The following is a 10,872-nucleotide window of genomic DNA, read 5'->3' on the forward strand; positions in this document are numbered from 1 at the left end:
ACGGACACGATAACAGCGTGCGCTGACGTGCCGACATCGCGTTCGTGACGGCTGCGATGCTTGTTTGCTGCCGCGCCGCAGTATCCTGATACTATCCAGCGTACCAACCGAGATTGCAGTGTTCGGCGGTGTATCGAAGGTCGTGCAGATCGCAGAACTTGGCGCGCTGGTGTTTTGCAAGGAGCGGCCCGCGCCGGCGTCCCCCCGGCGCATGCCGAGCCGGTGATGCTCCCTTACCCTCGCCGACGCCTATGTGTCCTGCGTTGAAACGGGGGAGTGCAAGTTGTGCTGCTGCGCTGACCGTCAATCGGCTGGGCGGGGCGGAGAGCGTGAGACGCGCGCCGCACTTTGTCACGATAATGCGCTTCGGCCAGCGCCTGCGTGACGCGGTCATGCTGGACGCATTGACGCAGACGCTGAGCGATCCCGTATAAATCTACCACACGTGCATCGCCGCTGATAATGTCGCGCGGGCCGAAGATAGCGACCGCGTAAGCCACGATACTCACATCAAGGAAACGGCGGCATTGAAGCCGGCCCTTGCGCTGGGCGGCACGGTTATGGCCGGGATCCATAACGGCGCGGCAGCGCTGGTTTTCGCCTCTCCCGCCAGCACCGCACCTACGGGCAAGCGGCCGACCACGTGGATGGTAAGATGGGATCTCGCCGCGGTAGAGCCGTCGTTGAAGGGCTTGGCCCAGTCGAAGCGGTGGCGATGGGGCTCGCTCGCGCGGGCTTTGCTTTGGGCAGATCGAGATGTCGAACCGAACGAGGCCTTCACGGCACAGCGCTTGTGCCGTCGCTGATCGTCTGAGGTTCGATCGGGCACGTACGAAGGTCAACGGGTCGGCGATCTCGCTAGGTCAGTCGATCGGTGCGCCCCAGCAACAAACCTAATGAAGTGGCTTTACGAACTATGGCGCAGCGGCGGCCGCTGCTGCTGCCCTGCTTTGATAAGCATCGGCGGCGGGCCTCGCCATGGTTGTGGAAGTGCCGTCCTGATCGGTGCACGATCGGCGGGTGCGATGCGCGTCCGCCGATCGTGTCAGTTTGCGGCCTCAGACGTTTTCTGAGTCTCCCGTAGTGTCGCAAGAACCTGTCCGGCTAGCGCCTTGGGGCAGATGAGCAGGTCGGGCAGGTACACGTCTTCGCGATTGTAGCGCAGCGGCGTGCCGTCGATCCGCGAGCAATGGAGGCCGTGGGCAAGGGCGACGGCGACGGGTGCCATCGAGTCCCATTCATACTGGCCGCCGGTGTGGAGGTAGATGTCGGCCTCGCCGCGAACCACCGCCATCGCCTTTGCCCCCGCCGAGCCCATCGGAATGAGTTCGGCGCCCAGACGCTCGGCGACGGCGATGGCCTCAGGAGCGGGGCGGGTGCGGCTGACGACCATGCGCAGGGGATCGGCTGGCGGTTGTAGCGGCTCGGCCCGGTCAGAGCGAAGGACCACGCCCGCATCGGGCAGCGCCACTGCGCCGACCACCGGCTCGCCGTCGATGGCAAGGCCGACATGCACTGCCCAGTCGGCACGCGCCTCGCCATATTCGCGGGTGCCGTCGACGGGATCGATGATCCAGACGCGCGATCTGGTCAGACGCGTGCCGTCACACTTCGCTTCTTCGGACAGAAGGCCGTCGTCAGGACGCGCCTCGCGCAACGCGTGGACGAGGAAGGCATTGGCGGTCTGGTCTCCCGCCTTGCCAAGCGCCTTGGGCGAGAAAATCCCGCTCGCCCGCACGTCGCGCAGGATGCGCCCGGCGGTCTCGGCCAGATGCGCCGCAAGGTCGGCGTCGTTCATCGCGCTCATGGGATCAGCCTCGCGACGATCGCGTCGGCGGCCTCCTCGGCGGTCATGCCGGTCGTGTCGATGCGGATCTCCGGATCGTCGGGGGCCTCATAGGGGCTGTCGATGCCGGTGAAGTTGGCGAGCTGGCCCGCGCGCGCCTTGGCATAAAGGCCTTTCACGTCGCGCGCCTCCGCCTCGGCCAGCGGCGTGTCGATATGCACCTCGATGAACTCGCCGGGCGCCATCATCCGGCGCACCATCTCGCGCTCGGCGCGGAAGGGCGAGATGAAGGCGGTGATGACGATCAGGCCGGCATCGGTCATCAGCTTGGCTACTTCGCCCACCCGGCGGATATTCTCCACCCGGTCGGCATCAGTGAAACCCAGGTCCTTGTTGAGGCCATGGCGGACATTGTCGCCGTCGAGCAGGAAAGTGTGCCGGTTCATCCGCGCCAGCTTCTTCTCGACGAGATTGGCGATCGTCGACTTGCCCGCGCCCGACAGCCCGGTGAACCAGAGGACCGCGGCCTTCTGGTTCTTGAGCGCGGCGTGATGCTCGCGGTCGAGGTCGACGGGCTGCCAGTGGACGTTCTGCGACCGGCGCAGGCTGAAGTGCAGCATTCCCGCCGCGACCGTCGCGTTGGTCAGCTTGTCGATCAGCACGAACCCGCCGAGCGTGCGGTTGTCGCCGTAAGCCTCGAACACGATTGGCTTGTCGGTCGAAAGATTGGCGACGCCGATCGAGTTCAAGTCGAACGTCTTGGCCGCCAGCTTCTCCATCGTGTTGACGGCGATCTGGTATTTAGGCGCCTGTACTGTCGCACTCACGGTTTGCGTCGCAAGCTTCAGCCAGTAGCTGCGGCCCGGCAGCATCGCCTCGTCCGCCATCCAGACGAAGGTCGCCTCAAACTGGTCGGCGGCCTGCGGGGGCGCGTCGGCGGCTGCGATCACATCGCCGCGCGAGCAGTCGATCTCGTCGGTGAGCGTCAGCGTCACTGACTGGCCCGCGACCGCCACATCGATGTCACCGCCGAAGCTGACGATGCGCTGGACGCTGCTCGTCTTTCCCGAGGGCAGCACGCGGATTTTGTCGCCGGGGCGCACCTCGCCGCCGGCGATCAGCCCGGCGAACCCGCGAAAGTCGAGGTCAGGGCGATTGACCCACTGAACGGGCAGGCGGAACGGCCTTGCGCGATCGCGCTCGGCATCGATCTCGACGCTTTCCAGATGCTCGACCAGCGACGGCCCCTCGTACCAGGGCGTGTTGGGGGAGGGGGCGGTGATGTTGTCGCCCCTGAAGCCAGAAATCGGCATCGGCGTGAAATCGGTGATGCCGATACTTTCGGCGAACGCGCGATAATCCGCGACGATGTCATCAAACTTCTGCCGGTCGTAGCCGACGAGATCCATCTTGTTTACCGCCAGCACGAGGTGGCGGATACCGACCAGGTGCGCGAGATAGCTGTGCCGCCGCGTTTGCGTCAGCACGCCCTTGCGAGCGTCGATCAGGATGACGGCTAGGTCGGCGGTCGACGCGCCGGTCACCATGTTGCGGGTGTATTGTTCGTGCCCAGGCGTATCGGCGACGATGAATTTGCGCTTCTCCGTTGCGAAGAAACGGTAGGCGACGTCGATCGTGATACCCTGCTCGCGCTCGGCGGCGAGGCCGTCGACCAGCAGCGCGAAATCGATCTCCTGCCCTTGCGTACCCACCCGCTTCGAATCGCTCTCCAGCGCGGCGAGCTGATCCTCGAAGATCATCTTGGAATCATAGAGCAGGCGCCCGATCAGCGTCGATTTGCCGTCGTCGACCGAGCCGCAGGTGATGAAGCGCAGCAGGCTCTTGTTGCGATGAAGCTCGAGATAGGCATCGATGTCTTCGGCGATCAGGCGATCGACCTGATAGGCACCGGCATCGGCAGCGTGAACCGTGGCCATCAGAAATATCCCTCCTGCTTCTTCTTCTCCATGCTTGCCGAGCCCGCATCCTTGTCGATCGCGCGGCCTTGCCGCTCGCTGGTCGTCGTCAGCAGCATTTCCTGAATCACTTCGCTGAGCGTTGCCGCCTCGCTCTCGACGGCGCCGGTCAGCGGATAGCAGCCGAGCGTGCGGAAGCGGATCGAGCGTTCCACCGGCACCTCACCGGGGTCGAGGCGGAAGCGGTCGTCGTCGATCATCAACAGCATCCCGTCGCGCTCGACCACGGGGCGGGGCGCCGCGAAATAAAGCGGGACGATCGGAATATCCTCGAGCTGGATGTACTGCCACACGTCAAGCTCGGTCCAGTTCGAGATTGGGAAGACGCGGATCGATTCCCCCTTGGACTTGCGCGTGTTGTAGAGGTTCCAGAGCTCGGGCCGCTGGTTTTTCGGATCCCAGCGGTGGTTGGCCGAGCGGAAGCTGAAAACGCGCTCCTTCGCGCGGCTCTTCTCCTCGTCGCGGCGCGCGCCACCGAACGCTGCGTCGAAGCCGTACAGGTCCAGCGCCTGCTTCAACCCCTCGGTCTTCCACATGTCGGTGTGGAGCGGGCCATGGTCGAAGGGATTGATCCCGCGCGCCTTGGCCTCCGGGTTCTGGTGAACAAGCAGTTCCATCCCGGTTTCGCGCGCGATACGGTCGCGGAGCTCGTACATCGCACGGAATTTCCACGTCGTGTCGACATGCAGCAGCGGAAAGGGTGGCGGTGCAGGGTAGAAGGCCTTGCGCGCCAGGTGCACCATCACCGCCGAGTCCTTGCCCACCGAATAGAGCATCACCGGCTTCTCGCACTCGGCGACGACTTCTCGCAGGATATGGATACTCTCGGCCTCGAGCCGCTGGAGATGGTTGAGGTGGGTCATCGGGAGCTCCCTGGCAATGCACGCAGCTTCCCCCCACGAGCTTGCGCGCACACCTCCCATATGGGAAGGCCCGCTGCGATGGCTTTGTCACGCATCGATCAGGACGAATTGCTGAGCGCCCTTTATACGCTCGACAATCTCCAGCCCTTTGCGGCGTTTCTCGAGCGGCTTCGTCGTCGCACACGTGCCAGCGAAGCCGTTCTGCTCACCTGCAGCAGCATCGGAAGCTGGGACACGTATGCTTCCCGCACTTCGAACGCCGCCGCGCTTACCCCTTTGCCGCGCGGGCTGCTCCAATCTTTGCGCTCCGGGCGTGTGTATGATCTCGAGGAACTCGGCGACGAAGGATACGGTCGGATCATTCGGGCATCCAGCCACCGAAGCGACGTCTGGATAGGAATCCGGAGCGTAACGTCAGGCTGTTTCGAGGCCTCTGACGCAGCGTTGCTGTCAGCCTTGTCGTCCCATGCGGCAACCGCCGTGACGAACATCGCGCGCCTGCACGACAGTCAGGTCGAACTTGCCGCAGCAAATGAGGCGCTGGACAGGGCGGGCGTGGGGTGGGCGGTGCTCGACGACTATGGAGAGGCCGGCGCTGGCCGAAGCCTCGACGTGTCACCCCGGCAGCGAGCCGCGCTTGTCAACGGTGTGAAAGGCGGGGCACGTGTGGCCGTCGCAGGCGAGGCAATCGCGCTACCGTTTGCCGCCGGCGATCGCGGCACGGCACTGGCGTTGTTCCGCAAGCCCGTCCAACCGATCGACCGGGCCGCTGCCTTCGCCGCTGCGTACGGGCTGACGGGGGCGGAGTCGCGGATGGCGATCGCGCTGGCAGAAGGCGCGTCGATCGTCGAGGCCGCCGCAAGGCTAAACCTCACCGAGCAGACCGCCCGCCACTATTCGAAGCGATTATATGCGGCGACCGGGGCGCGTGGTCAGGCCGAACTCGTGCGCCTCGTCTGGACCAGCGTGGCGGCGCTGGCCTGACGACATTCCGACCGGGACCGGCCGATGAGCGCCGCCTAACCCTTCACGGCGGATGGAAATCCCGGAAATCCGGGCACGCCGGCGAACATCGCCTGGCCATGCGCGCCAAGCCGGACATATTCGAGGTAGTGACCGAGTTCCGCGACGGTGTCGGCGTAGAGATAGGCGGCGAAATCCGGCACCTCTCCCTCCATGACGATTGCGCTGTCGTTCTCGACCACTCTCTGCCGCATCGCATCCCAGTCCGCGGCTTCGTCGATCAGCAGACCGACGTGATGGAAGCGGCATACGAACGACGTCGCATCGGCGATCCAGTCCGCATACAGCGCGCGTCCGTTCTCACCCGGCTGGATCAGCTCGATGTTAGTCTGTCCGGCATAGCCGAGCGCGACATGGATCTTGCCATCGGCATCGGGGGTGTCGCGCATGATGTGGAATCCGCCGACGCCGTAACGCGACGTGAACATTTCCGCCGCGCGATCGATGTCGTTGGTGACATAGGCAAGCTGAAAGACGTTCTGGAACAGCGGGTAAGACATCTGGCGTCCTTTCCTGAGCAAGCTGGCGGCGACAGGTCGTTGGCCGCCGCCGCCCGATTTCGATTTTGTTGCGATCGGCGCCCCCTACCAGCGGCGGCGTTGCTGGGCACCGCGACTGCGGGCGCGGATCGCGTCTGCCCGCTCCTCCGACGAGACGTCGGGCGTGTCGGGAGGTAGGTGATCGCGGACTTCGGACAGCTTGACGCGCCGCAGGACGGGTGTCGGTGCATCACTCGATCGATACCATCGGCCCACCAAGGTACCGGTCGCATGGCCAAGCGTATCCAGCCAGTTCGGCACACCCGGATCCTGTGAGGCGACGACGGCGCGGAACCGTCCGTCAGCGTCGAGATGCGCCTGATGCCCATTCAGGCTTGATTGCGCATTCACATATTCGATCGTGTTCCAGATCTCGTCGTTGAGCTGCACATTCCAGTAGCGTACCTGGCGTGGAACTTCCGTTTCGACGATCAGCGCCTCGTCCGGCTCGATCTCAAAGATCGCCTCCCAGTAAACCTGCGCCTTCACGCCGCCCATTTCCTGAAACGGCGCGACATGGACGGTATTGGGCGCATGTCGCTCCTTGATGCCATTAACGAAGTTCAGCCAAAATCGGCTGAGCCGCTCTGCGAATGCCATCATCCCGTCGAGGCGCTGTTCGATTTCTTCCGTCGGCATCCGCCTCTTGATCGGGTCGTTATCGAGCCGCTCGATCGACAGGCGGGCATCGGCTTCGTTACCCCAGTCATAGCTCCGCTGGCGGATGAGCACATATTCTGAATCGGGTCGAATCTGCAGCCACGCGCCCTTGTGACCTTCCGGCTTTTCGACCGAGAGAATGATGTCGACCTTGCCATCTGAGCCCGGCGCCAGATCGTCGACATCGACCTCGAGATGCTGCTGGCCCAGTTCTTCGACCATGCCCATCATGTTCTTGCCGATGGTGATGGTCAGCAGGTGAACGGAGCCACGATCGCCTGAGATGCGGTAGACCCCGTCGCCGCTGATGTGCGCAACGACATAGGCGTCGTCGGGGTTCGGCTGAAGGAGGTAGACCGAATTCAGGAAGGGCGCAAAATCGGGATGTTCGGGGCTGGACTGGAAATACAGGAAATAGCCCAGCGACAGGTTCATCATGATCTGCCGGTGTAGTTCCGCCTGAACCTGCTCGTCGTCGGGGGCCCATGTGCGCGCCCAGAGTTCGCCAGCGTGTTCGATCTGCTTGAGCCGATCACGCCATGGAAGAACCGTCATCGTCCGCCTCCTTACGCAAAACCGTAGCGTTCACGGTACGCAGCGTAGCGCTCCACCAGGCTGCCCGTGCTCCCGCCCCAGTCCTCGGGCGTGAAGCGCTGCATCGTCGTCGATCTACGCGGATTGGCGGCAAGCCAGTCGCGCATCGCTGTTTCAGCCGCGGCGCCGAGCGTCAGGTCAAAATGGTCGTAGATCTTGTGCACGACGCTCATCTGGTCGCGCACGAACTGCCCAAAGTCGATATCGATGGCGCGGCCGGGCACCGTCGCCTTGACCGCATCTGCGCGTTCGACCGCCAACGCCCACATTTCCTGCTCGCGCGCGAACACCTTGGCCATGTCGGCGTGCTCTCCGACATAGAAGCGATGAGCGCCCGCCAGCAGGTTTACGATCGACGGTACCGCTTGAAGCGGATCGCGATGGGTTTGGACGATCATCGCGTCCGGGAAAACGTTGAGCACCTGCTGGAGAGAAAAGGTGTCCGTCGGGTTCTTCAGCAGCCAGGTGCGGTCTGGATCGTTCGCCCCGATCAAACGGAGGTTATTGGCGAAATGGCGATAGCTGAACGTGTCGTCCGTCGCCTTGTACCAAGCGTCATACTCCGGAATGCTTGTCTGCGACGGGAACATGTTCGAACAGAAGCTCTGCGGCAACATGTGCAGCGATTCCTCGACCGTATCGACGGCCATGCCGTGATCCTCGATCATTTCGGGCGAAACGGCTGCCATCGCGGCAAGCTTTGCACTGGCACGCTCGAAATCGGGATTGCCGGGCCAATCCGGTCGCGCTGGGCGCGGCTGGGGCGCGAAGGTGATCCAGTGTTCGGTTCCCTGGAATTGCGGGTCCATCGACAGCAGCTTGTGCAGTGCGGTCGTGCCCGACCGAACGATCCCGGTAATGATAAGCGGGCGGACAATCGGCCGCGCCATCGCTTCGCGCTGTTGCTTGAACCCCGCGACCGAACGCAGGCGGCCGGTCAGATAATCGACGATCTGTTCGCGCATCGCCGACGCACCGGCATCCGAGAGGCCGATTCCGTCCAGCTCTCCGAGCAGACGGTCATATCCTTCGCGATAATCATCCGCCCCGAAGTCGTCGTAGCCGGCGCGACGGATCGCCTCCTCTCGCAACCTGTCGTGTGCGGTAGCGAAAGCGTGGTCGGTCATCGAAGCTCTCCATTCGGGCGGCGCGCGAGCGCCAGGCTCGCACGATGTTATTCTTTTTGCGCGGCCGACCGGACCGCAAAGCCTGTCTGTTTACAACTGTGGAGACCGGTTGATCGTTCTGACGATATGTCTGATGGCGGGCACGCACGATCGTTTTCGTAAATGCGTCCCATGCATCACGGTTGCGATAGACAATTCGTCGGCATGATCCGTGAGTAAGAACTCGCTTTAAAGGCGCTCCGCGAACAGGCGGGAAAAATTGCGCATGCTGATGTCCGATGTATTGGTCTTGATTGCGGTGTTGCTACCCCCGCGATCACGCTCTTGCTCGTTCACTGAGATTAGGGGCGGAACGAAGCGACCCGTCCTTCCGGATCAAATGAAGGCGCGGTCGTGTTGAACGAGCGTCAGTTGCAGCGCGCGATCATCGCATCCGAATGGCGCGAGGGGTGGAGCACCGGCGTCGCGACGATGCTCGGTATGGGATTGGGCGCGGCGGCCATGCCGACGGTGTTCAGCCTGTTCGTCCGGCCGTTGGGCGAGGCTTTTGGCTGGACGCCGGGGCAGATCGGCCTGGCGCAGAACGCAGCGCTACTGTCTGCCATCGCGTCGCCCTTCGCCGGCCGGCTGATCGATCGCATGGGCGCACGGCCTTTCATTCTTTGCGGACTGGCAGGATTGGCGACTGCTTATCTGGCGCTGGCGGCGATGCCGGGGCGACTAGCGCTCTTCTATACGCTCTGGACCGCGGCAACCGTTGTCGGCGTTGCGACGTCGGGGCTCGGCTTCTCTCAAGTCATGGGCCTCGTCTTTCCAAAATCGCTCGGCTTCTCATTGGCGGCCGGCCGGACGGGTCAGGCGCTGGCGGGCATAGCGCTGCCTTCCGCCCTTTATGCCGCCATCGACGCATATGGGTGGCGTGCGGGTTACGCACTGATGGCGGCGTTGATTCTTCTGCTCGCGTTGCCGGCGGTCTGGCGGTGGCTCGGGCGTTCGGCCCCGAAAGCGCTCGAACCTCGGACGTTTCGCGAAAGCGGCCGGCGACCTTGGGCAAGTCTGTTGTCAGACCGCCGCATCGTCATCGTCGCGCTCGCGGCCGCCCTCGCTTATGCCGCCTTGATCGCGATCGTCTCGCAGCTTCAGCCGCTGCTCATCTCGAAGGGCATCGCACCGGCGTCGGCGGCGGCGATGATGGGGTTGATCGGTGCCTCCAGCTTCGCCGGAGCGCTCGTAACAGGCCTGCTCCTCGATCGGCTCTGGGCGCCGGGGGTCGCGCTGGCGATGATGCTGGCCGCGGCATCGGGTGCCGCGCTGCTGCTATGGCACGGCGGGAACCCACGCTATGCGGCGGCAGGGCCGTTCTTGCTCGGGCTGGGACAAGGGGCGGGATTCGACATCGTCGGCTTCGTCGTTGCGCGCTACTTCGGCATGCGCAATTTCGGCGGCCTCTTCGGTCTTGTCGTCTTCTCGATCGCGGTGGGCGTGGCGGTTGGCTCCTCGCTGATCGGCTTGTCGTTCGACGCGTTTCACAGCTACGATCCGGCGCTCGGAGTGGCGGCGGGCGCTCTCGTGCTGTCGGGCTTGGCCTATCTCCTTCTCGGGCGTTATCCCGACCGTCCCGATGGCTGAGGCATCGGTCGGGCGGGTCGGCACAGTCATCGCAGGCGCGATGCACGGTTCGTCATCAGCGGTGCTATGCAGGCGACGGAGAGGATTGGTCGGGCAGCCGCTTGCGATAATTCCAGCGGGGCAGCGAACAGTCCGTTTCGTGCGCTTTCAACGAGGAACAACAGCATGCGCGCTGCCGTATTCAAAGGTGCCGACCGTCCCTGGGCCATCGAGTCTCTGCCCGATCCCGAACCCGGCGTGGGAGAAGCCGTCATCAAGGTCGGTCGATGCGGCGTTTGCGGCACCGATCTGAACATGACGTCCGGCAACGGTTACGACTTCCCATGCGGTTCGGTGCTGGGGCACGAATTTTGCGGAGAGGTCGTGGCACTAGGCCAGGATATTCGTTCGCTAAAGATCGGAGACGTCGTGACCGCGATGCCAGCCGCAGGTTGCGGGCATTGCGACATGTGCCGGATCGGCATGCAGGTGATGTGCGCGACACCAACGCATTATATGGGCGGTTTCGGCGAATATATGCGCATTGCGGAGCGCGCGTCGGTCAAACTACCGTCCGCGCTGTCGCTCTTGGATGGCGCGTTGGTTGAGCCGCTGGCTGTCGGATTACATGGAGTGTCGCTTGCGCGATTGAAGCCAAACGCACGGGTGCTGGTGCTCGGTGGCGGTACGGTCGGT

Annotated in this window: 10 protein-coding genes; 3 read left to right on the forward strand and 7 right to left on the reverse strand. The window is 63.8% G+C overall.

From position 1 onward, the window contains the following. Positions 1–505: 505 nt before the first annotated feature. The 4 genes from QZ847_RS13030 to cysD form a co-directional block, all read right to left on the reverse strand. Positions 506–781, reverse strand: a complete 276-nt coding sequence (locus QZ847_RS13030; RefSeq protein WP_294357113.1) for a hypothetical protein — start codon at positions 779–781, stop codon at positions 506–508. Positions 782–1,045: 264 nt separating this feature from the next. Continuing rightward, a complete protein-coding gene (locus QZ847_RS13035; RefSeq protein WP_294191543.1) occupies positions 1,046–1,807 on the reverse strand; it encodes a 3'(2'),5'-bisphosphate nucleotidase CysQ in 762 nt (253 codons plus the stop codon). Next, complete coding sequence (gene cysN, locus QZ847_RS13040) at positions 1,804–3,723, reverse strand: sulfate adenylyltransferase subunit CysN (RefSeq protein WP_294357115.1); 1,920 nt, start codon at positions 3,721–3,723, stop codon at positions 1,804–1,806. The genes QZ847_RS13035 and cysN overlap by 4 nt, the downstream gene beginning before the upstream one ends. After that, a complete protein-coding gene (cysD, locus tag QZ847_RS13045) occupies positions 3,723–4,625 on the reverse strand; it encodes a sulfate adenylyltransferase subunit CysD (protein ID WP_294357116.1) in 903 nt (300 codons plus the stop codon). The genes cysN and cysD overlap by 1 nt, the downstream gene beginning before the upstream one ends. 78 nt (positions 4,626–4,703) lie before the next feature. On the opposite strand from cysD, the gene QZ847_RS13050 reads away from it, so the two are divergent. Continuing rightward, entirely contained in the window at positions 4,704–5,609 is a 906-nt protein-coding gene (locus tag QZ847_RS13050) for a hypothetical protein (RefSeq protein WP_294357118.1), read from the forward strand. Between the two features lie 35 nt (positions 5,610–5,644). Here QZ847_RS13050 and QZ847_RS13055 read toward each other — a convergent pair whose 3' ends face one another. From QZ847_RS13055 to QZ847_RS13065, 3 genes are all read right to left on the reverse strand, one after another. Further along, entirely contained in the window at positions 5,645–6,148 is a 504-nt protein-coding gene (locus QZ847_RS13055) for a VOC family protein (protein WP_294357120.1), read from the reverse strand. A gap of 84 nt (positions 6,149–6,232) precedes the next feature. Then, positions 6,233–7,402 carry a DUF1214 domain-containing protein gene (locus QZ847_RS13060; RefSeq protein WP_294357122.1) on the reverse strand — a complete coding sequence of 390 codons (1,170 nt, stop codon included), beginning with the start codon at positions 7,400–7,402 and terminating at the stop codon, positions 6,233–6,235. Positions 7,403–7,413: 11 nt separating this feature from the next. Beyond that, a complete protein-coding gene (locus tag QZ847_RS13065; RefSeq protein ID WP_294357124.1) occupies positions 7,414–8,568 on the reverse strand; it encodes a sulfotransferase in 1,155 nt (384 codons plus the stop codon). A gap of 393 nt (positions 8,569–8,961) precedes the next feature. On the opposite strand from QZ847_RS13065, the gene QZ847_RS13070 reads away from it, so the two are divergent. Beyond that, positions 8,962–10,197 (forward strand): MFS transporter, encoded by a 1,236-nt coding sequence (locus QZ847_RS13070; RefSeq protein WP_294357126.1) that lies wholly within the window; start codon positions 8,962–8,964, stop codon positions 10,195–10,197. A gap of 165 nt (positions 10,198–10,362) precedes the next feature. After that, positions 10,363–10,872, forward strand: a 510-nt coding sequence (locus tag QZ847_RS13075; RefSeq protein WP_294357128.1) for an alcohol dehydrogenase catalytic domain-containing protein, incomplete at its 3' end; no start/stop codon positions are given.

It is taken from the genome of uncultured Sphingomonas sp. (assembly GCF_913778135.1).
Classification (GTDB): Bacteria; Pseudomonadota; Alphaproteobacteria; order Sphingomonadales; family Sphingomonadaceae; genus Sphingomonas.

Bases quoted from the DNA above. Each gene is read 5' to 3' on its own strand.
- QZ847_RS13035 (WP_294191543.1), bottom strand. From the start codon at position 1,807: ATGAGCGCGATGAACGACGCCGACCTTGCGGCGCATCTGGCCGAGACC.
- cysN (WP_294357115.1), bottom strand. From the start codon at position 3,723: ATGGCCACGGTTCACGCTGCCGATGCCGGTGCCTATCAGGTCGATCGC.
- cysD (WP_294357116.1), bottom strand. From the start codon at position 4,625: ATGACCCACCTCAACCATCTCCAGCGGCTCGAGGCCGAGAGTATCCAT.
- QZ847_RS13050 (WP_294357118.1), top strand. From the start codon at position 4,704: ATGGCTTTGTCACGCATCGATCAGGACGAATTGCTGAGCGCCCTTTAT.
- QZ847_RS13055 (WP_294357120.1), bottom strand. From the start codon at position 6,148: ATGTCTTACCCGCTGTTCCAGAACGTCTTTCAGCTTGCCTATGTCACC.
- QZ847_RS13060 (WP_294357122.1), bottom strand. From the start codon at position 7,402: ATGACGGTTCTTCCATGGCGTGATCGGCTCAAGCAGATCGAACACGCT.
- QZ847_RS13065 (WP_294357124.1), bottom strand. From the start codon at position 8,568: ATGACCGACCACGCTTTCGCTACCGCACACGACAGGTTGCGAGAGGAG.